Below are 20,354 nucleotides of genomic sequence, written 5' to 3' on the forward strand. Positions count from 1 at the left end.
AGAATATAAGGCACAAAAAATGGCAAGCTACCTAAATCACACCGCTACAACCGATTACCTTTGCTGCGTTCCCACCCTGGAGGAGTCTCAGGAGCTGGTTGTTTAGGACTTGCCGTTGCAAATATACGCCTTTAATTGAAAATTCAAAATTCTAAACTTTAAAAAAATAAAAAATATTACTTTCAATATGATCAAAAATGTCTACACCATTGGTTTTGTGTTATTTATAGCAACCATGGTTTTTTTCTTCGCCATGTATTTTTTTGGTATGAATACCAACTATTTCGATAATACGATGCTTATCAATTCTTTTGTAATGCCGGTCGTGTATCTGGCAGGTTCCTATTATTCGGTGCATACGCTCCGAAAAACTGGAGTAAAAATGGGATTCCGTGAAGTATTCGGACGAGCGTTCAAGCCAATGTTCGTCGGTGGATTTCTTTCCATTGTTACCATGTTTTTATTTTTAAACTTCGTAGATCCCGCAGCCAAAGATTTATTGAACTTTCAATATCTTGACCGACAGAAGATCGAAATGGATAAAGAGTACAACACGGCTAAACCGATCTTGAAAACGGACGAGCAAAAAGAAGAATTAGAAAAAGAATACGCTCAAAATAAACTTCGTATTTCTCATGAAATGACTAAGGATAAAGACTTTTTTAGCTTCAGACAGTTCTCGTATTACTTCGCTGCAATTCTTGTTTTTTATGTCATCCTTTCTACTTTTTTCGCCAGTTTCTTCAGAAGCAGAACTGAACTTTGATTTTAATCAGTGTTCTAAATGCGGATTAAAAAAAATAAACCCATAATTTTGTCTTAATAATCTTTTATACTCAATGAATTTATCCATCATCATACCGCTTCTCAACGAAGAAGAATCCCTGGACGAACTTTTTTCCAGAATCGATCAAGTTTGTAATTCACGAAATCTTTCCTATGAAATATGGTTTGTAGATGATGGCAGTACCGATCTTTCCTGGAATATTATTGAAAACTTGAAAGTTCAATATCCCCAAATTCATGGAATTAAGTTTTCCAGAAATTACGGAAAATCTCAAGCCTTACACGCTGCTTTTGAAAGAGCAAATGGCGACGTTGTTATTACTATGGATGCCGATTTACAAGACTTTCCAGAAGAGATTCCTGAGTTATACGATATGATCAAAACGGAAGGTTACGACATTGTGTCCGGCTGGAAGAAAAAGCGTTTTGATAATGTAATGACCAAAAATATTCCATCTAAAGTTTTTAATGCAGCTGCCAGAAGTATTTCAGGAGTTTCTCTGCATGATTTTAATTGTGGTTTGAAAGCCTACAAAAAACAAGTTGTAAAATCCATCGATGTGTACGGAGATATGCACCGTTATATTCCGGTTTTGGCTGCCAATGCAGGTTTCAGAAAGATTACGGAAAAACCTGTTCAACATCAGGCCAGACCATACGGAACTTCTAAATTTGGAACGGAGCGCTTTGTTCGCGGATTTCTGGATTTAATTACACTCTGGTTTGTAAGCAGATTTGGAGGAAGACCAATGCATTTCTTTGGAGCAGTCGGAACGGTCATGTTTATTGTTGGTTTTATTTCCGCGTTATGGTTGGGAATTTCAAAACTCATCGATGTTTCACAAGGAGTTTATGGACATTTATTAACTAATAATGCCTGGTTTTTTCTTGCCTTAACCATGATGGTTTTGGGAACCCTTTTATTCATCGCAGGATTCTTAGGGGAAATGATTATCAGAACCAATAGACAACACGAAAATTATCACATAGAGGAAGTGATTTAATTATATAAAATTGAAAAGAATTTTTGCACTAAAGAAATTCAGACTTGATAAAATTTAATAATGAAGAATTTAATTTATATCGTACTTCTGTTCAGCTTATTCTCTTGCGGAAAGGTTTCTCCTAAAGGCGATATTGTCAGTAAAGATATCAAAGTGGAAGATTTCGTAAACCTTAATCTCAATGGTAAGTTCCGGGCTTTTTATATTAAAAGTGACAGCAGTTTTGTAAATGTCGAAACTTATAAGAACGTAGGTGAAAATTTAAAAATTAAAGTAAAAGATAAAACTTTAACCATTTCTGAAGGTCGCGAAACAGAAGGAGTGGATTTCTACAACGTCACTATTTATTCCAAATATAATTTAGAACAGGTTTCAATGACGGAAAGTGCGGAACTCAATATTTCCAGCGAAATAAAGACCGATAACTTTAAACTTAATTTGAAAAATAACACTAAATTTATTGGGTCGGTTAATTCCAGAAGAGCAGAAGTGGACATGACTCAAAAGAGTCGCGCTAATTTTTTAGGAAAAACCAGAGATGCAGTTTTAAAAATCTCTGATACTGCAAGTATAATTGCACCGTACTGGATGATAGACCATTTAAATATTACGTCTAAAAACGGTAATTATGCTGAACTGAATGTGAAAGATTCATTGAAAGGCAGCATTAAAAACACTGCAAAATTGACCTACTACAATGAACCAATTAGTGCCATAAAAATAGACGAAACTGCGACGGTTCAAAACAAAGAATTGGATTAAGAAGTTAAAGCAGTTCTGAAAAATTTTAATTAGAAATAAAAAAATACTGATATGACAACTTTAGAAAAAGCAAAACTCTGGTTAACAGATACTTTCGATGAAGAAACCCAAACTACCATCCAACAATGGATTGATGCTGGTTCGGATGAATTAGAAGATTCTTTTTACAAAGAATTAGAATTCGGAACGGGTGGAATGCGTGGAATTATGGGTGTTGGAACAAACCGCTTAAATAAATATACGCTTGGACAAGCGACTCAAGGTTTAGCCAATTATCTTCATCAATCATTTGCTAATCAGGAAATTAAAGTGGCGATTGCTTATGACGTTCGACATAACTCCAAAGAGTTTGGTAAAATGTGTGCAGATGTACTGACTGCCAACGGAATTAAAGTTTTATTGTTTAAAGAACACCGCCCAACTCCTGAGCTTTCTTTCACTGTTCGTGATAAGAAATGCAACGCCGGAATTGTGTTGACCGCTTCTCACAATCCGCCTGAATATAATGGTTACAAAGTTTATTGGAATGACGGAGCGCAGATTGTCCCGCCGGATGATGAAAATATTATTAAAGAAGTATATTCTGTAAAATTCAATGAAATTAAATTTGACGGAAACGATGATTTAATCGAATGGGTTGGTCCGGAACAAGATGATGTTTACATCGATGCTTGTATGGAAAATTCTCTCTATCAAAATGTTGGAAGAGACAATTTGAATATTGTATTCACTTCCATCCACGGTACTACTTACGCGACTGTTCCTCAGGCGCTTGCAAAAGCGGGCTTTAAAAAAGTTGATCTGGTAAGAGAACAAATGATCCCAAGTGGAAATTTTCCGACAGTCGATTCACCAAATCCTGAAGAACCTGCTGCTTTGGAAATGGCGATGGATCTAGCAAGAATTACCAACGGAGATATCGTTCTTGGCACAGATCCAGACGGAGATCGATTGGGAATTGCTGTTAGAAATCTGGAAGGAGAAATGCAGTTATTAAATGGAAATCAAACCAATACCATTTTAACCTATTATATTTTAGACCAATGGAAAAAAGCTGGAAAAATTACTGGTAAAGAATTCATTGGTTCTACGATTGTAACTTCTGACATTTTCATTGACATTGCAGACAAATTTGGTGTTGATTGTAAAATTGGTTTAACTGGATTTAAATGGATCGGAAAAATGATCCGTGATTTCGAAGGAAAGGAAAAATTTGTTTGTGGTGGTGAAGAAAGTTTCGGTTTTATGACTGGAGATTTCGTTCGTGATAAAGATTCTTGTGGTTCTATTTTATTGGCTTGTGAAATTGCAGCTTGGTGTAAAGCTAACGATACAACCATGTTTGAATATATGATTGAGATTTACAAAGACCTCGGAATGTATTATGAAGGTTTGGTCAACGTAGTGAGAAAGGGTAGAACTGGCGCGGAAGAAATTATTCAGATGATGAAAGATTTCCGTGAAAATCCACCGGCAGAGATCGCTGGTTCCAAAGTGGCGATCGTAAAAGATTTCCACGAACAGACTTCTTTAAATATGGTGGATAATGAAAAATCGGTGATGGATGATATTCCAAAATCGAACGTTTTGATTTATTATACCGAAGATGGAACTAAAGTTTGTGTGCGTCCATCTGGAACAGAACCAAAAATAAAATTCTATGTTTCTGTAAAAGATCAGATTTCTTCAAAGGAAGAATTTAATGAAAAAGCCGCAGCTTTGGGTAAGAAAATAAATCAGGTAAAAGAAGATTTGAAACTCTAAGGTTTCAAAAATTTTGATAACTTTAAGGCAGAGATAAAATTAATCTCTGTCTTTTTATTTAAAATTTTGAAATGAAATTTTTCCTTGCGAAAGCCATTTTAAAAAGTTTTGGAATAGGGGTTTTACTGAGTTTAATCTTGATTTTTGCTATTAAGATTGCAACAGCTAAGCCGCATTCTCCAGATGAACCCTATCGGAACATGAACTGTTTTACAGGATTGGAATACGCGATTCCCGTGGGAATCAATTTATTTTTAGCGCTCGCAAGTCTTTTGGCTTATCTAAATATTTTCCAAATTATCCGGCAGAATTTATTTATTTCGTTGGCCACTTTCTTTGTAATTCACTTCGTCCTATTTTATCTTTCAATACGGGAAATGATCAGTGAAAGTGACGTTTGGATTTTGGTCTGTTATTTTTTATTTTATATGTTACCCTGGACATTTTATTATATAAAATTCAAAAAATTATATATTCAAAACTGAAGATTTAATTATTACGCTAACAAATTTAAATTTTAAATAATGAAAAAAAATCTCTTATTTTTACTTCTTTTCGGAAGTTTTTATCTGATCAATGCTCAGGTAAGTATGATCACCTCACCATTTTCTCAAAATCTAACGAAATCAGATCTCGATTTCTCAGGTGACCGAAAACTGTATGCGGTTGGAATTGATGACAAAAACACAGAAAATTATTTCGTCGTTTCCAAGAACCGCTCTGGTGCAGAAAATGATGAATTATTTATTGAAAAATTTACAAAAAATGGCGAGAATTTCACAAGGTCTTTTCAGTATAAACTCGTACATCCCATCAATAAATCTTTGGCATACATCGACAATCGGGCAAGTTATATCGATGTCGATAAAGACGGAAATTATGAGAGTATTTCTTTAATTGACCAGCATCAATCTGGTCCTGAAAGTAAAGTAGAGAAGGTGATCGGCATGATTCTCTATAAAAATACAACCTACGAAGTTTGGATTTCTCAAGACGATCAATTTTCTCAAAATCACTTCAGTAAAAATTTTTCAGAATTGCCGTCGGCAGTCAGCAAACATTTTATGGATTTTTGGAACGGATTGAAAAAACTGTAAATGATTTTAAAATTCACAAAATGAAGATCTTCATTACTTTCTTCTTTATGCTTTTTCCGATCGGATCATATTCGCAGTTTGTGCTTGCAAATGAGGAAGTAATTTACTCGTTTGAAACTGTTAACCGCAAGAAAATGGTTTTGGTAAAAGATAAAAACAATGAGTATATCCAGTATCGGTTCGGAACAAAAAATAAAATAGAAATGGAGTTCCCAACCGAACGATCTAAAGAAAGCTGGAAGATGTTCAACTACATCTTTTATATGCGAGGTGGAGGCAAAGCAAACTCCGCACAGGAAATCGCAAACCTTGGCTTTACGAACAACGATTTTCATTACGTAATTTACAGTACTTATTTTTCCGAAAAAGAAGAAATTGCAACGGGAATTTTGGTGACTGACACGAAAAATAATAAAACCACTAGAATCAAAGGGATTGTCAGCAGCAGAAGCGGAAGCCTGTTTTCACTGGATTCTGAAATTCCTTTGGAATTTGATGAAGACGCAGGATTTGATTTTTAGTAATTGATTATGGGTTTTTCAGGCGGAAGCAATTAATAGGATGAATAAAAATAGGACGAAAATAGGTACGATAAGTTACATGATGCTTTTTTTATGTATGATCCTTTCCTGTAAAAATAAGGAGGAAAAGATCACGGAAGATAAAACGGTTCCTGTTTCTTTAGAAATTAAGGAGCCGAAACAAAATAGTATTACCGACTCTATTAAGAATAACAGTGTTTTCATTCACAAAACTCCGCAAGGATTCACCAGAATTTGGATGGATAGTAAAAAGAATGCCGGAAAGTATTTCTATTCTGATACCCTAAATGTATTTAATATTGCAAGATATAATTTTGATCAAAATCTTCTAAAAAAGTCCAAACAGATCGAATTGTATAGAAATGAATGGTCTTACCTTCAGATCGATAGTGCCTCACTGAAAAAGGAAATCATCGGTCAGGACGAATATCTCTTCCTCACCCTGAGGCCAGAGTTCATGGGAAAAGCCATACCGGATCGATTGGTTTTATTTTATTTACTTAATTTAAATAATATCGACGATCATTCAAGCTTGGCTTACGCTGGTTATTCTAATCCATATTGTGAAGGCTGCATAAAAGGTGACTTTTTACCAGCTGAAAATTACCCTAAAAATAAAAAAGCTTGGCAGCAATTTCAACAGTACGCTCAAAAATCAAAATTTATTTCGCAGGCGAAAGGTGCCGAAAAGAACATCAGTTATCTTAAAAATTACGAGCAGAAGTGGGAGAAGGATAATCAGGCGGATAATCATTATGGTGCAGGTTACGGAATTATCCCAGAATCGCTTCAATCTACCTATTATAAAGACAAACTATTTAATCTAGACGGCTCAGATATCGATACGATTGTTGAAAATGAATCGTATATTGTAGGAACTTATTTTCGGGGCAATCTCTTAGGATATGATCAAAATAAAAAATTGTATTTCCCTATCATCGTCGAATCCTGTGCTTATTCCTGCAATAAAACACTTCGTTTTTTAGATGATCATACACTGCAAATCACTTATGAAGACGGGAAAGATTTCGAGATAAAACTCGACGAAATTATTTTTAAGAAATAGATAGGAAGGTGTTTTTCCTTGATCAATAATGTTTAAATCTTTATTTTTTAGTTTGAAATGTCAAATGAAATTTAGTAAAAAGTTGTAAATTTGGTTCAAAATAAAGCGACCAATAGAACGTCTTCTATTTGTCAATAAAAATCATCTATGAAAGTATCAAAATTAGCAGCTAATCTTATTGGCTCAGAAATCATCAAAATTGGAAATCAGGTTAACGACATGAAATCTCAAGGTGCTGAAATAGCAAACCTTACGATTGGTGATTTAAATTCAAATATTTATCCGATTCCCGATTTATTAAAAGAGGAAATTCAGAAAGCCTATCAAAATAATTTAACCAATTATCCACCTGCAAATGGACTTTTATCTTTGCGAAAAGCAATTTCAAAGGAAATTAAAAACCGATGGAATTTAGATTATTCTGAAAATGATATTTTGGTTGCCGGAGGTTCAAGACCTTTGATTTATGCAGCATTTAAAACAATCGTTGATGCAAATGATAAAGTAATTTATCCAGTCCCGTCTTGGAATAATAATCACTATTCTTACCTTACTGAAGCTCAGAAAATTGAAGTTGAAACTTCAGTAGAGAATAACTTTTTACCTACGGCTGCTGATATAAAACCTCATATCAAAGGCGCTGTCTTAATTGCACTTTGTTCGCCATTAAATCCGACTGGAACCATGTTTACAAAACAGCAACTTGCTGAAATTTGTGAACTGATTATCGAAGAAAACAAAAGCCGCGGTGAAGGTGAAAAACCTTTATACCTAATGTATGATCAAATTTATGCCATGCTTACTTTCGGTGGGGAACATTTCGATCCAGTCACTTTATATCCGGAGCTTAAAGAATTTACGATTTATATTGATGGTGCTTCGAAATGTTTCGCAGCAACAGGCGTTCGTGTAGGCTGGAGTTTTGGACCCTCTGTAGTTATTGATAAAATGAAAGCGTTGCTTGGTCACATTGGAGCTTGGGCACCAAAACCTGAGCAGGAAGCAGTATCTGTTTTATTAAATCATCCCGAAAAAGTGGACAAATTCGTCAATCATTTTAAGGGAGAGATCGCGGAGAGTTTGACCGTTCTTCACAATGGGATTCAAGATCTTAAAAATGAAGGTTTCTCTGTAGAAAGTATTCAGCCAATGGGCGCACTATATTTAACGGTGAAGTTAGATTATATTGGTAAAACCAAGCCCGATGGGAGTTTAATTAAAGATTCATCTGATCTTGTTTTCTATTTGATCGAAGAAGCGGGAATTGCATTAGTTCCTTTTTCTGCCTTTGGAAATTCCCGAGATATGCCTTGGTTCCGTGCTTCTGCAGGCGGCGTTTCTCTGGATGAAATCAAAAATATGTTGCCAAGACTTAAAGATGCTTTGCAAAAGTTGAAATAAACTGAAAGTATTCATTTTCTAAATTTCCTTCAGACCTTGTACCGGAAAATTATAATTTGGTAATAAATACCCGTCATCAAGGATATTTATATGGATAAAAGACGGGTATTTATTTTTATAAAAATATAAAACATTTGAAGACTATAGCAGTTATTCCCGCGCGTTATGAAGCATCCCGTTTTCCGGGGAAACTTATGCAAATCTTGGGTGACAAAACCGTGATTGCCACGACGTATCAAAATGTGGTAGAAACTGAGTTATTTGATGAAGTTTTTGTAGCTACAGATTCTGAATTAATTTTTAACGAGATTTCATTAATCGGTGGAAATGCAGTCATGACGGGAAACCATGAAACAGGCAGTGACCGTATTGCAGAAGCTGTGGCAAATATTGATTGCGATATTGTAGTCAATGTTCAAGGTGATGAACCATTCTTGAAAACCGAACCGTTAAAGAAGTTGATTTCTGTTTTTAAAGATGATTTAGAGAAGAAAATTTCTTTGGCTTCTTTAAAAATAAAACTCACAGAGATAGAGGAAATAGAAAATCCCAATAATGTAAAAGTGATCACTGATAATAAGGGTTTTGCATTGTATTTCAGTCGTTCAGTCATTCCTTATCCCCGCGAGACTTCGGTGAAAGCAGAATATTTTAAACATATCGGCGTTTATGCTTTTAGGAAAAATGCTTTGCTGGATTTTGCAAAATTAAAAATGCAGTCTTTAGAAATTGCAGAAAAAATAGAATGCATTCGATACTTGGAATACGGCATGAAAATCAAAATGATTGAAACTGACTTTGTGGGAGTGGGCATTGACGTACCCGAAGATTTAGAGAAAGCAAGATTGATTCTAAAAAATGATCAACCTTCTTAAAATATTAGGTTTAACATTCTTAAAATTGGTTAAATATTCAATAAGCATCAATGAAGTCATAATGATTTCATTTCAAAAAGTATATATTTGGCAACTGTTCCAAAAACAGCTTTATTTTAGCAGCAATTAATTTAGAAAGAACGCTTTTGTGGCGTAATTTTATATATGAAAAAGATTTTTTTAGTTTTATTAATGGCAATTGGCTCGATCGTTTCAGCGCAAACCGCCAAAGAAATTATCGACAAAAACATAGAATTAACGGGTGGCTTAACCAATTGGAAACTTTTGAATTCTGTTCTTTTACAAGGACGAGTTACTTTGGGAGTCAACGATGAATATCCGATCAAGATTTATCAGCAAAGACCCAATCTAACAAAAACCACAATTACCATTGGTAAAAAGGAAACAGCGGTAGAAGGTTATGATGGTACGAAAGGTTATGCGATGAATTACGCAACTAACAAAACTCAGGAATATCCGAATTATGTCCCAGAAAGTTTCGACAATGATTTTATCGACTGGGAAAATAAAGGATTTGACGCTAAATATTTAGGTAAAGAAAAAGTAGGAGAAATCTACTGTCATAAAGTAGAGTTGACTAAAAACGTCAATAAAACAATGTACTTTTTCGACTCTAAAACCTATATGCTTTTAAAGGAAATTAAAAAAGAGGAGACGTTGGAATATTCTGATTTTAGAAACGTTGGAAACCTTACGATGCCTTTTAGAATCGAGTCTTCGTCCCCTAAAAAAGACAGTGACTATGTCATGATGTTAAATAAAATAGAAACCAACAAAGTATTTCCAGCAAATACTTTTAAATTTTAAAATACAATGAAAAAAATCTTAATACTATTGCTATCGGCAGGTGCTTTATTACAAAGCTGTAAAAATCAAAAGAATGATGTTTCACAAACCAAAACCGCAGATCAACAAATGAGCAAAACAATTTATGACTACAAAGTCGAAAGTTTAGATGGACAAGAAATCAACTTTGCCGATTTTAAAGGAAAGAAAATTTTAGTGGTCAATACAGCGTCGGAATGTGGATTTACGCCGCAGTACGCTGATTTAGAAAAATTATCTAAGGATTATGAAAATAACTTAGTTATCGTTGGTTTTCCTGCGAATAACTTTGGTGGACAAGAGCCCGGAAGTAATACCGAAATCGGCTCATTTTGTGAGAAGAACTTTGGCGTAACTTTCCCGATGGCTGCAAAAGTTTCTGTGAAAGGAGATGACACCGCACCTATTTTTAAATTCCTTACCGAGAAAGATTTAAACGGCGTCAAAAACACAGCGATCCTTTGGAACTTCACCAAGTTCCTTATTGATGAAAACGGACATTTAATCGATACTTTCATCAGCACAACCAAACCGACAAGTGAATCTATTACGAAGTATTTGAAGTAGAAGGTAGAGAATTTAAATATTCATTATTTATAAAATTAAAGTTTATTGGCCCGGTTCAATAAACTTTTTTTGTGCTTAAAATAATTAGACTAATTCCTTTCATTGAAATAAGATCACAAAAAAAAGGATGGTTTCCCATCCTTTACTTAGAATTGTACAATTATAATCTTCTATCTATATCGCTGATGTTCTTTGTTTTTTGAGAACTTATCGATCAACGGTTTAAATAATGACTTGTATTTTTCAACATCAAACAATTGAGAGTCGGTCAGCGCTTTGTAAGTCAGCCAAGCTCCAAACGGAAACAGCACAAGATTCGGTAACCAGGCTGCTAAATACGGATCCATTCCACCAGCCCACGCAATATTCTCTGCGGTTAGATTCAAAACATAGAATAAAATAAAAATTACAATCGCAATAACGACTGGTAATCCTAAACCTCCCTTTCGGATGATTGAACCTAAGCTCGACCCAATTAAAAAGAAAATAAGACACGTGACTGAATAAGAAACAATTCTTTGCTGGTGCATGATTACGCGAGCAAAGTAGGCATGCATATCTTTAATCTGTGATTTTTTTGCTATCGTCGATTGTTTAACATTTTCTATTTTATTATAAGCGGAGTACAGTATTTCCTGCTTTTTCTTAATACTTAAAGTGTCCGTTTTTGGCGGCGCTTTTATGGCAACTTTCACCTTCGTTTTATCAATATAACTAACATAACTGTTTGCCTGACTTACCAATTCGTAAGTCAAATTATTCATGATATTTTCATTGCTTTTCTTGGCTCCATCGATGGTTGCATTCAGTTCTATCACATTTTGAAAAGAGTAGTCATCCGTAATCTTTTCTGCTTCAATCGCTTTATCAATGATTTCAGAAATATTAAAATGGGAAACCAAAGTATCAAACTTTATCGCTTGATCGGGTTGTTTTTGCCGGGTGTTATAATCAGTATTTCCAAGTTGATCTTCATAAATATGACCATTGAATAAAACCAACTTTAAATAATTAGGATTATCAGCAGAAACGAATTTTCCTTTTTCGGCAACGATAGATTGTTGGTCATCAAAAGAAGTTGCCATTTTATGAATAAAAACTCCAGTCAAGTTTTCACCATTCTCACCAGTGATTTTATCAAACTTAACGCTGTAACCAGGCAGTTGCTGAATAAACTGTCCAGGTGTAAAGTTCAAGGCGGGTTTCGTTGCTGCAATATTATAGAGCATATTCTTTGCCTTCCGCTGAAAATCGGGGACGACATTATTAGAGAAGAAAAATAGAAACAGCGAAAAGAATAGGGTAGTGAAGAATAACGGCAACATGATCCGTGTTAGTGAAATTCCAGCGGCTTTCATAGCGGCTAATTCATAGCGTTCACCAAAATCACCAAATGTCATTATGGAAGAAAGCAATATGGTCAACGGTAAAACGAGCTGAACTACAATCGCAGAAAGGTAAGAAAGCAATTTTAGAATTTCCCAATAACTCAAACCTTTCCCGGTAAATTGCGCCAATCTAATCCAAATGATGTTCACTACAAAAATGAAAAACAACACACTGAATATGAAAAGAAACGGGCCGAAAAAAGTTTTGATGACGTAACCGTCGAGTTTTTTTATCATGGTTCAAATTTACCAAAAAAGCCACAAAAGAATAATTTCCTTTGTGACTTTTTTTATCGTGACTTATTGAGGTCTAAAGTTCGGTAACAAAATAGTTTTTGTATTGATTTTTATCAAAGGTAAACATGTTGCTGTTCAGCTTTTGGTTTTCTACATAATTGCTGATTGCGATTATAGAAACAGCATTGTCATTAGAAAACTGTTCGATTTTCACCAACTGTTTTTTCGCTGCATTTACAAAAAGATTTACTTCTTTAATTCCGTTATTCTTGATTGGAGTTAATTTAATATAATCTGAATTTACGCCATTCACTTTTAGCTTTCCAACATACTTTACGTTGTACCCTTTTTTATATTGTTCTATATAATTAAGAGGAGAGAACATTTGCTCATTTCCAGTTGGTTTTGCTACGGTTATCTCTTGGTCTTCTTCAGAAATATTGTAGATTTTATTTCCATCGAAAATTTGCTCTGTACCCATTATTTTCAATTTGTACAAATCTTTTGAAGAATAGAAAATGCCAGGTTCCGTTTTGGTTACCTTTTTATTGTTTCCTGTGCCGTAAATAAATTTGAAATAAACGTTGTCTTTACTTTTATAATTATTCGCTACAGCATCTAATATTGTTTTTGCTTTCGCATCAATCTTTTGTGCAGAAAAACTTGCAGTGGTCGCAACCACCAAAATTCCAAAGGAGATTTTTTTCAATATAGTAATCATTCTTTTTTTTATTTTTGGATAAATATTTAACTTCAAAGTTAAACTTGCGTTTAAAATTCAAGTTACTTTCGCAATTCTTCCAAAAACTGTTCCAAAGAATTTAAATCACTGATTAGCACTTCTCTCGCTTTTGCGCCATTGAAGCCACCTACAACGCCACTAGCTTCTAACTGATCCATAATTCTACCCGCACGATTGTATCCCAATTTCAATTGTCTCTGTAACATCGAGGTAGAACCTTGCTGCGTAGAAACTAATATTCTGGCTGCATCTTCAAATAATACATCTTTTTCGTTCGGATCGAAGGCACCAACCGTAGAAGTGGTCTCATCTACAGAATATTCTGGAAGCATGTAAGCGCTTGCGTATCCTTTTTGTTCTCCGATGTAATCTGCAATTTTTTCAACTTCAGGCGTATCTACAAAGGCGCATTGCAAACGCATAATTTCATTTCCATTAAAGTAAAGCATATCTCCTTTACCAATTAATTGATCTGCTCCGGGAGAATCTAAAATAGTTCTAGAATCCACACTGGAGATTACACGGAACGCTGCTCTTGCGGGGAAGTTGGCTTTAATCATTCCTGTAATTACATTTACCGAAGGTCTTTGGGTAGCAACAATCAAGTGAATACCAACCGCTCTAGCTAACTGCGCTAATCTCGCGATCGGAAGTTCAACTTCTTTACCGGCGGTCATAATTAAATCTGCAAATTCGTCAACCACCAAAACGATGTACGGTAAATAACGATGTCCGTTGTCAGGATTTAATTTACGATCCGCGAATTTATTGTTGTATTCTTTAATGTTTTTACAGAATGCATTTTTCAAGAGATCATAACGCTGATCCATTTCAATACAAAGAGAATTCAAAGTGTTGATTACCTTGTGCGTATCAGTAATAATGGCATCTTCACCGTCAGGAAGTTTTGCTAAATAATGTCTTTCAATTTTTGAATAAAGCGAAAGTTCCACTTTTTTCGGATCCACCATGACAAATTTTAATTCGCTTGGATGTTTCTTATAAAGTAAAGATGTTAAAATCGCGTTGATCCCAACCGATTTTCCCTGTCCAGTTGCACCTGCCATTAATAAGTGAGGCATTTTTGCTAAATCGGCCATGAAAATTTCATTGGAGATCGTTTTACCAAAAACAACTGGCAGATCCATATCTGAATTTTGGAATTTCTGTGAAGCAATAACGCTTCTCATCGAAACCATTGAAGGATTTTTTCTTGGAACTTCAATTCCGATTGTTCCTTTTCCTGGCATTGGAGCGATGATTCTAATTCCTAAAGCAGAAAGATTTAACGCAATATCATCTTGCAATTTTTTAATAGAAGCTACACGTATTCCGGCTTCTGGAACGATTTCATAAAGCGTAACCGTTGGTCCAATCGTCGCTTTAATTTCAGAAATTCCGACATTAAAGTTTTTTAAGAGACCAACAATTTTATTTTTGTTTTCTTCTAATTCTTCTTTATTTACAGAGATTTCCTCATTGCCATAATCACGCAATAAATCAATTGGTGGCATTTGGAATTTGCCCAGTTCTAATTTGTGATCATATTTGCCGTGCTTATCAACAAGTTCCTGCGATTTTCGATCGCTTTCATCAATGATGTCAACTGTTTTTGCGATTTCAACTTTAAAATCAATGTCATCAACTTTTGGAGCAATCTCTTTTTCCTGAACTGTAGAAGTTGGATTTAAGGTTACAGATGTATTTTGTTCTTGTTGCTCAAATGAAGTTTGATTAGGCGTTTTAATAGGTTCGATTTCTGGACTTAGCGAAACTTCTTTCGGCGCTTGTTTTACGGCGCTGATTTCTGTAACCTTTATGTGATCTTGCTCATTGCTTGCGATTTCTTCCAATTCGTCATCTGCTTCGAAATTTTCTGCAGAGCGAGGCATCATTCCTTTAATTTTCCCCACAGTATTATCATTCAAATCACTTAATTTTGATTTAATGATACTTGGTCGTAGATTAAATTCCAGAATAAAATAGAGACCAATACTTACCAAAATCACCATCCACAATCCTGCAGACCCGATTACTGAGTTCAAGAAATCCATAATTTGAAAACCGTAAACTCCACTTAAAACTCCATTACCTTTGGTAACTGCGCCCATAAAAATAGGAAGCCAACAGATAAAGAATAGGGAATGGCCGATTGTTTTCCAGGGTTTGAAATAGTTTTTCTTCAGGATCATTAATCCTAATACAAAAAATAGAAAAGCAACTAAGAATGCCGCGATACCAATACTTTCAAAAATAAAAATATTCCCCAACCAATCGCCGATTTTACCAAAGATATTCGATGATTTTATCGTTTTATCCAGCATCGTTCCAGCTTGGCTTTGATCTGCTTTCCAATTCATTAAATACGAAATGAACGAAAGAAGACCAACTACCGAAATCACGAGAAATAAAATTCCGAAAAAGATGCGTGGTTTAGAAAGTATTTTGCTTTGTTCAGCAGTTTTAGGCGTAGGTTTTTTAGTGTTTTTTTCCATAATGTCAATCACGGCAAATTTAATAATAATAATTTAGTAAAATTTGCGAAAGAAGAACATTTTTTAGTTAAATAATGAATTGAGAATGTTCAGTTTTAATATAGAAAAATACAATTTACAAGTATAAATATTGAACAGGTGGATGTTTAATTCTAATGAAAGTTTTTATTAAAAACTTCAATATTACAAGACACGGAATACAATTTGTTTCAAGATAATAAATCAAACCAAAATTTTAGATCATGGAAAATAATGTTAAAAATAAAGAAACCGAAGAAAATAGAATCATTGAAATCGAAGGAGTTGATGATCGCGTACTGCGAAACGAAAGCGATTCTGACGATAAAGTGATCTTGAATGACCGACCACTCAGCGCAGAAAATGCAGTTCCGCCAAAGGCTTGGGAAAATCAGAAGAAAGCATATGACGATGCTTTTGAGAATAATAAAAATCAAGAACTTGAAGATGACATGTGATCATTAAAATGTAAAAATTCCACTGAAAAGTGGAATTTCGTTTTTTTAACTTAATTTTTTTCAAAAATTTTCATTGGTTTTTTATCGTCTCCGATTGCAACCAAAGTAAAATCGCCCGACACCGCTTTTTCTCTTATTTCATCGTACATCTGTTCAACAAAGACCTGTACATTTACTTTTAAACTCGAGTTTCCAACATATTTTACTCTTCCAATTAATTCTACTAAAGTATCGGCAGGAATGGGTTTCTTAAAATCGATTCGATCGCAACTTACGGTCACAAAAGATTTTCTGGCAAATCGGGTTGCGGTCATAAAAGCAACTTCATCCATCATTTCCATCACGGTTCCTCCAAACATGGTGTTGTGATGATTGGTGATGTTCGGAAAAACGACTTTAAAAACGTGGGTTTCTGAATTCTTAATTTTTTCTTCGTAGTTCATTGTTATTGAATTAAAACATTAATAAGTGAAATGAACAGAAAAAACTGACCACCTGGTCAATTCTATTTTCTGCTTCAGATCGCGAAAGCATTTTTAGAATTTCAAAGAAGGGATCTGACTTTCCAAGCGTGGATTACAGTTGCGCGACAGTTCGTGATTTGCACACGATTCACCTTGTAGATTGAAATAACAACGGCAAATATAGATTTTTTGGAATTATTTAAATCTCATTTTTCGTAAAATAAATTCTATATTTTAATCGTGGAATCATTTTTGACACGTTAAAAATACACTAAAACATTTATTATGATACCACAATATGACACCAATGAGCAAAACGAAAATCTAAAAGAAATGAACTACAGTCCTGAAAACGATATTTTCAATCAGGAAGAACACGTCTCGCTGGACGGTAATGGAAATCCCATTTTAAATGAGAAGACCGATCAAGAAATATTGGGCGATGATTTAGATGTTCCGGGATCTAGCGCAGATGATGCGATGGAAGCGATCGGTTCTGAAGATGAAGAGAATAATTTTTATAGTCTTAGTGACAATGAAGATAATCACGAAGAAACGAACGAAGATCTACTGTCTTAATAATTGAACCTTACTTTTGAGTAAGGTTTTTTTTTGGAAGTATTGCAGAGGAATTTTTTCCTCTTTTTCTTTGCTTTGTATTTTCTAATTTGGATATCTTTAAAACTTCGAATAGTACAAACGCAACATATTTAAATTATCATGACTTTTCAAGAACAGATTCAAAAGGGAATTCCAAACGAACTTCCCTCAATAAAACCTTACGATTCTCAGGTTAATCACGCGCCAAAGCGGAAGGAAATCTTAACTCGAGAAGAAAAGAAACTCGCCCTTAAAAATGCCTTGCGTTATTTCGACCCAAAGTTTCATGCGGAATTATTACCAGAATTTAGAAAAGAACTTGCCGATTATGGACGCATTTATATGTATCGTTTTCGTCCGGATTATGAAATGAAAGCAAGGAGTATAGATGATTATCCAGGAAAATCTGAGCAGGCAAAGTCTATTATGCTGATGATTCAAAATAATTTGGATTACGCCGTGGCTCAACATCCGCATGAATTAATTACCTATGGTGGAAACGGCGCGGTCTTTCAAAACTGGGCACAATATCTGTTGACGATGAAATATTTGTCGGAAATGACAAATGAACAAACATTAACCATGTATTCTGGTCATCCGATGGGATTGTTTCCGAGTCATAAAGAAGCGCCGAGAGTTGTGGTCACCAATGGAATGGTGATTCCAAATTATTCCAAACCTGATGATTGGGAAAAAATGAACGCTCTTGGTGTTTCCCAATATGGTCAAATGACCGCCGGAAGTTATATGTACATTGGTCCGCAAGGAATTGTGCATGGAACTACCATCACCGTTTTAAATGCATTTAGAAAAATTAAAAAAAAACCAAAAGGCGGATTATTTATTACTTCAGGATTAGGCGGAATGAGCGGTGCTCAGCCAAAAGCTGGAAATATCGCAGGATGTATTACGGTTTGTGCAGAAGTTAATCCGAAAATAACCAAGATCCGTCACGAGCAAAATTGGATCGATGAAATTCATGAGAACCTTGACGAATTGGTAGAAAGAGTTATAAAAGCGCAAGAAAATAAAGAAACAGTTTCGTTAGCATATCTCGGCAATATCGTTGAAGTATGGGAGAAATTCGATGAGCAAAATTTAAAAATAGATATAGGCTCTGATCAGACTTCTTTGCATAATCCATGGGCAGGAGGATATTATCCAGTTGGAATTCCTTTTGAGGAAGCTAATAAAATGATGGCTGACAATCCTGACTTATTTAAAGAGAAAGTTCAAGAGAGTTTGAGAAGACATGCGAAAGCGATCAATAAACATACAGATAAAGGAACGTATTTCTTTGATTACGGAAATGCCTTTTTATTGGAAGCGAGTAGAGCTGGAGCAGATGTGATGTCCGATAATCCAACTTTAGGACGAGAATTTAAATACCCAAGTTATGTGCAGGATATTATGGGACCGATGTGTTTCGATTACGGTTTCGGCCCTTTCCGTTGGGTTTGTGCCAGTGGAAAACCTGAAGATCTTCAAAAGACTGATGAAATCGCCTGTACAGTTTTAGAAGAGATCATGAAAAATTCTCCGCCAGAAATCCAACAGCAAATGCAGGATAATATTACCTGGATTAAAGGCGCACAAGAAAATAAATTGGTTGTTGGTTCTCAAGCCCGAATCCTTTATGCTGATGCAGAAGGAAGAATGAAAATCGCTGAAGCCTTCAACAAAGCCATTAAAAATAATGAAATTGGACCAATCGTTTTAGGAAGAGATCATCATGACGTTTCTGGAACTGATTCTCCGTATCGCGAAACCTCTAATATATATGACGGTTCTCGATTTACGGCAGACATGGCGATTCAAAATGTGATCGGTGATAGTTTCCGCGGTGCCACTTGGGTTTCTATTCACAATGGTGGTGGTGTTGGTTGGGGCGAAGTAATCAATGGAGGCTTCGGAATGTTGCTTGATGGAAGTGCTGATGCAGACCGAAGATTAAAGTCAATGTTATTCTGGGATGTCAATAACGGAATTTCGCGAAGAAGTTGGGCAAGAAATGAAGGAGCAGTTTTTGCGATTAAACGCGCCATGGAAATCGAACCGAATCTAAAAGTGACTTTGCCGAATTTTGTTGATGAGAATTTGTTTTAAAATAAATTATTCTTTATTGATCTAATAATGAAACCCTGCAAAGTCGCAGGGTTTCCTAGTTATATAATCTTTTAACGATGTAATAGATAAAACTTATAAGAGTTATTGGTAATAAATTTTACTAAATTATGTTTTATGGTAAATAAACTTTCTATATTTGATTAATCAAAAAAATATACAATTATGAAAAACATTTTTAAAATCTTATCGGTGATGTTTGCCATAGGATTCACAGCAGTTAGCTGCTCTGACAACGAAGAAGAACCAGTGATGAGCCAAACTGCTTATGCAATTGCGTCACGTGATGCCAATTTGTCATCTCTTAAAGCAGCGATTGATAAAGCTGGTCTTGCGACTACTTTAGATGGAACTGGGACTTTTACCATTTTTGCTCCTTCTAATGCTGCATTCGCTACATTTTTACAGGCCAATGGCTTTGCAACTTTGAATGATGTTCCTGTTGCAGCTTTGAAAGAAATTTTGTTAAACCACGTTTTAGCGGCAAGAGTAACATCTTCTGAGATTACAACCGGTTATGTTTCAACTTTAGCAAAAGGAGCAGCATCATCTACCAGAAATATTAGCATGTACCTTAACAAAACCACTGGAGTTAAAATTAATGGAACTGTGAATGTTACCGCTGCAGACATCTTAGCAACCAACGGTGTAATTCACAAAACTGATGCAGTGATTGGTTTACCTACAATTGTAACCCACGCTTTAGCAAATCCAAATTTCACAAGTTTAGTTTCAGCTTTAACAAGAAGCGATATGCCTAATTTTGTTGAAATTTTGAGTGGAACAGCTAGTTCACCCTTTACGGTTTTCGCACCAACTAATGCAGCTTTCGCTTCTTTGCTTACAGAGACAGGTTTAGCTAATTTGGGTGCAGTACCTCAATCACTTTTAGAAAATGCTTTAAAATACCACGTAGTTGCTGGAGCGAACGTAGCTTCAACAGCTTTAACCAATAATATGGTAGTGACCACTTTCCAAACAGGAACGTTTACAATCACTACTACAGGCGGCGCAAAAATTACTGACGCGAATAACAGAGTTTCCAACATCATCTTAACAGATGTGCAGTGTAGCAATGGTATTATTCACGCCATAGACAAAGTTTTATTACCATAGTA

The 20,354-nt window shown here is 35.0% G+C and carries 20 protein-coding genes, 1 other RNA gene and 1 riboswitch; of the genes, 16 read left to right on the forward strand and 5 right to left on the reverse strand.

Features of this window, described 5'->3' with window-relative positions; genetic code table 11:
• Positions 1–17: 17 nt before the first annotated feature.
• Positions 18–115: signal recognition particle sRNA small type (gene ffs / locus ACEYOS_RS08655), an RNA gene on the reverse strand.
• A 72-nt stretch (positions 116–187) separates the two neighbouring features.
• Between ffs and ACEYOS_RS08660 the strand changes: the two genes are divergently transcribed.
• From ACEYOS_RS08660 to ACEYOS_RS08715, 12 genes are all read left to right on the forward strand, one after another.
• A complete protein-coding gene (locus tag ACEYOS_RS08660; RefSeq protein ID WP_373709031.1) occupies positions 188–766 on the forward strand; it encodes a DUF4199 family protein in 579 nt (192 codons plus the stop codon).
• Between the two features lie 73 nt (positions 767–839).
• A complete protein-coding gene (locus ACEYOS_RS08665) occupies positions 840–1,790 on the forward strand; it encodes a glycosyltransferase family 2 protein (protein ID WP_373709030.1) in 951 nt (316 codons plus the stop codon).
• Between the two features lie 60 nt (positions 1,791–1,850).
• Positions 1,851–2,552 (forward strand): GIN domain-containing protein, encoded by a 702-nt coding sequence (locus tag ACEYOS_RS08670; protein WP_373709029.1) that lies wholly within the window; start codon positions 1,851–1,853, stop codon positions 2,550–2,552.
• 51 nt (positions 2,553–2,603) lie between these two features.
• The gene (locus tag ACEYOS_RS08675) at positions 2,604–4,316 is read left to right on the forward strand and encodes a phospho-sugar mutase (protein ID WP_373797563.1); all 1,713 of its coding nucleotides are present in this window, start codon (positions 2,604–2,606) and stop codon (positions 4,314–4,316) included.
• Positions 4,317–4,387: 71 nt separating this feature from the next.
• The gene (locus ACEYOS_RS08680) at positions 4,388–4,801 is read left to right on the forward strand and encodes a hypothetical protein (RefSeq protein WP_373709027.1); all 414 of its coding nucleotides are present in this window, start codon (positions 4,388–4,390) and stop codon (positions 4,799–4,801) included.
• A gap of 39 nt (positions 4,802–4,840) precedes the next feature.
• Positions 4,841–5,413 (forward strand): hypothetical protein, encoded by a 573-nt coding sequence (locus ACEYOS_RS08685; RefSeq protein WP_373709026.1) that lies wholly within the window; start codon positions 4,841–4,843, stop codon positions 5,411–5,413.
• 20 nt (positions 5,414–5,433) lie between these two features.
• On the forward strand, positions 5,434–5,934 hold the full coding sequence (locus ACEYOS_RS08690; RefSeq protein ID WP_373709025.1) for a hypothetical protein: 501 nt from the start codon (positions 5,434–5,436) through the stop codon (positions 5,932–5,934).
• Between the two features lie 40 nt (positions 5,935–5,974).
• On the forward strand, positions 5,975–7,021 hold the full coding sequence (locus ACEYOS_RS08695) for a hypothetical protein (RefSeq protein WP_373709024.1): 1,047 nt from the start codon (positions 5,975–5,977) through the stop codon (positions 7,019–7,021).
• Positions 7,022–7,168: 147 nt separating this feature from the next.
• Positions 7,169–8,422 (forward strand): pyridoxal phosphate-dependent aminotransferase, encoded by a 1,254-nt coding sequence (locus tag ACEYOS_RS08700; RefSeq protein ID WP_373709023.1) that lies wholly within the window; start codon positions 7,169–7,171, stop codon positions 8,420–8,422.
• Positions 8,423–8,556: 134 nt separating this feature from the next.
• Positions 8,557–9,297 (forward strand): 3-deoxy-manno-octulosonate cytidylyltransferase, encoded by a 741-nt coding sequence (kdsB, locus tag ACEYOS_RS08705; protein ID WP_373709022.1) that lies wholly within the window; start codon positions 8,557–8,559, stop codon positions 9,295–9,297.
• Between the two features lie 165 nt (positions 9,298–9,462).
• On the forward strand, positions 9,463–10,125 hold the full coding sequence (locus tag ACEYOS_RS08710) for an outer membrane lipoprotein carrier protein LolA (RefSeq protein WP_373709021.1): 663 nt from the start codon (positions 9,463–9,465) through the stop codon (positions 10,123–10,125).
• 6 nt (positions 10,126–10,131) lie between these two features.
• Entirely contained in the window at positions 10,132–10,710 is a 579-nt protein-coding gene (locus ACEYOS_RS08715; RefSeq protein ID WP_373709020.1) for a glutathione peroxidase, read from the forward strand.
• Positions 10,711–10,880: 170 nt separating this feature from the next.
• Here ACEYOS_RS08715 and ACEYOS_RS08720 read toward each other — a convergent pair whose 3' ends face one another.
• From ACEYOS_RS08720 to ACEYOS_RS08730, 3 genes are all read right to left on the reverse strand, one after another.
• Complete coding sequence (locus tag ACEYOS_RS08720; RefSeq protein ID WP_373739079.1) at positions 10,881–12,335, reverse strand: LptF/LptG family permease; 1,455 nt, start codon at positions 12,333–12,335, stop codon at positions 10,881–10,883.
• Between the two features lie 73 nt (positions 12,336–12,408).
• Positions 12,409–13,056: an outer membrane lipoprotein carrier protein LolA gene (locus ACEYOS_RS08725; protein WP_373708869.1), complete on the reverse strand. Its 648-nt coding sequence runs from the start codon at positions 13,054–13,056 to the stop codon at positions 12,409–12,411.
• A gap of 62 nt (positions 13,057–13,118) precedes the next feature.
• On the reverse strand, positions 13,119–15,572 hold the full coding sequence (locus tag ACEYOS_RS08730; RefSeq protein WP_373708870.1) for a DNA translocase FtsK 4TM domain-containing protein: 2,454 nt from the start codon (positions 15,570–15,572) through the stop codon (positions 13,119–13,121).
• 242 nt (positions 15,573–15,814) lie between these two features.
• Here ACEYOS_RS08730 and ACEYOS_RS08735 point away from each other — a divergent pair, with 242 nt between their 5' ends.
• Complete coding sequence (locus ACEYOS_RS08735) at positions 15,815–16,048, forward strand: hypothetical protein (protein ID WP_373708871.1); 234 nt, start codon at positions 15,815–15,817, stop codon at positions 16,046–16,048.
• 50 nt (positions 16,049–16,098) lie between these two features.
• Here ACEYOS_RS08735 and ACEYOS_RS08740 read toward each other — a convergent pair whose 3' ends face one another.
• On the reverse strand, positions 16,099–16,491 hold the full coding sequence (locus ACEYOS_RS08740) for an acyl-CoA thioesterase (protein WP_373708872.1): 393 nt from the start codon (positions 16,489–16,491) through the stop codon (positions 16,099–16,101).
• An 87-nt stretch (positions 16,492–16,578) separates the two neighbouring features.
• Positions 16,579–16,701: riboswitch (cobalamin riboswitch) on the reverse strand.
• 96 nt (positions 16,702–16,797) lie between these two features.
• On the opposite strand from ACEYOS_RS08740, the gene ACEYOS_RS08745 reads away from it, so the two are divergent.
• The 3 genes from ACEYOS_RS08745 (at position 16,798) to ACEYOS_RS08755 (ending at position 20,352) form a co-directional block, all read left to right on the forward strand.
• Positions 16,798–17,091, forward strand: a complete 294-nt coding sequence (locus ACEYOS_RS08745) for a hypothetical protein (protein WP_373708873.1) — start codon at positions 16,798–16,800, stop codon at positions 17,089–17,091.
• Between the two features lie 141 nt (positions 17,092–17,232).
• Positions 17,233–19,218, forward strand: coding sequence for a urocanate hydratase (locus ACEYOS_RS08750; RefSeq protein ID WP_373708874.1), 1,986 nt, complete (start codon positions 17,233–17,235; stop codon positions 19,216–19,218).
• A gap of 183 nt (positions 19,219–19,401) precedes the next feature.
• On the forward strand, positions 19,402–20,352 hold the full coding sequence (locus ACEYOS_RS08755) for a fasciclin domain-containing protein (protein ID WP_373708875.1): 951 nt from the start codon (positions 19,402–19,404) through the stop codon (positions 20,350–20,352).
• Positions 20,353–20,354: the final 2 nt, after the last annotated feature.

The sequence above is a fragment of the Kaistella sp. genome (assembly GCF_041824135.1).
Classification (GTDB): Bacteria; Bacteroidota; Bacteroidia; order Flavobacteriales; family Weeksellaceae; genus Kaistella.

What these genes read in the sequence shown, in the direction of transcription:
- ACEYOS_RS08745 (WP_373708873.1), top strand. Translation starts at nt 16,798, where the DNA reads ATGATACCACAATATGACACCAATGAGCAAAACGAAAATCTAAAAGAA.
- ACEYOS_RS08675 (WP_373797563.1), top strand. Translation starts at nt 2,604, where the DNA reads ATGACAACTTTAGAAAAAGCAAAACTCTGGTTAACAGATACTTTCGAT.
- ACEYOS_RS08730 (WP_373708870.1), bottom strand. Translation starts at nt 15,572, where the DNA reads ATGGAAAAAAACACTAAAAAACCTACGCCTAAAACTGCTGAACAAAGC.
- ACEYOS_RS08680 (WP_373709027.1), top strand. Translation starts at nt 4,388, where the DNA reads ATGAAATTTTTCCTTGCGAAAGCCATTTTAAAAAGTTTTGGAATAGGG.
- ACEYOS_RS08710 (WP_373709021.1), top strand. Translation starts at nt 9,463, where the DNA reads ATGAAAAAGATTTTTTTAGTTTTATTAATGGCAATTGGCTCGATCGTT.
- ACEYOS_RS08725 (WP_373708869.1), bottom strand. Translation starts at nt 13,056, where the DNA reads ATGATTACTATATTGAAAAAAATCTCCTTTGGAATTTTGGTGGTTGCG.
- ACEYOS_RS08695 (WP_373709024.1), top strand. Translation starts at nt 5,975, where the DNA reads ATGAATAAAAATAGGACGAAAATAGGTACGATAAGTTACATGATGCTT.
- ACEYOS_RS08750 (WP_373708874.1), top strand. Translation starts at nt 17,233, where the DNA reads ATGACTTTTCAAGAACAGATTCAAAAGGGAATTCCAAACGAACTTCCC.
- ACEYOS_RS08665 (WP_373709030.1), top strand. Translation starts at nt 840, where the DNA reads ATGAATTTATCCATCATCATACCGCTTCTCAACGAAGAAGAATCCCTG.
- ACEYOS_RS08700 (WP_373709023.1), top strand. Translation starts at nt 7,169, where the DNA reads ATGAAAGTATCAAAATTAGCAGCTAATCTTATTGGCTCAGAAATCATC.
- ACEYOS_RS08720 (WP_373739079.1), bottom strand. Translation starts at nt 12,335, where the DNA reads ATGATAAAAAAACTCGACGGTTACGTCATCAAAACTTTTTTCGGCCCG.
- ACEYOS_RS08735 (WP_373708871.1), top strand. Translation starts at nt 15,815, where the DNA reads ATGGAAAATAATGTTAAAAATAAAGAAACCGAAGAAAATAGAATCATT.
- ACEYOS_RS08685 (WP_373709026.1), top strand. Translation starts at nt 4,841, where the DNA reads ATGAAAAAAAATCTCTTATTTTTACTTCTTTTCGGAAGTTTTTATCTG.
- ACEYOS_RS08660 (WP_373709031.1), top strand. Translation starts at nt 188, where the DNA reads ATGATCAAAAATGTCTACACCATTGGTTTTGTGTTATTTATAGCAACC.
- ACEYOS_RS08690 (WP_373709025.1), top strand. Translation starts at nt 5,434, where the DNA reads ATGAAGATCTTCATTACTTTCTTCTTTATGCTTTTTCCGATCGGATCA.
- ACEYOS_RS08755 (WP_373708875.1), top strand. Translation starts at nt 19,402, where the DNA reads ATGAAAAACATTTTTAAAATCTTATCGGTGATGTTTGCCATAGGATTC.
- ACEYOS_RS08740 (WP_373708872.1), bottom strand. Translation starts at nt 16,491, where the DNA reads ATGAACTACGAAGAAAAAATTAAGAATTCAGAAACCCACGTTTTTAAA.
- ACEYOS_RS08670 (WP_373709029.1), top strand. Translation starts at nt 1,851, where the DNA reads ATGAAGAATTTAATTTATATCGTACTTCTGTTCAGCTTATTCTCTTGC.
- ACEYOS_RS08715 (WP_373709020.1), top strand. Translation starts at nt 10,132, where the DNA reads ATGAAAAAAATCTTAATACTATTGCTATCGGCAGGTGCTTTATTACAA.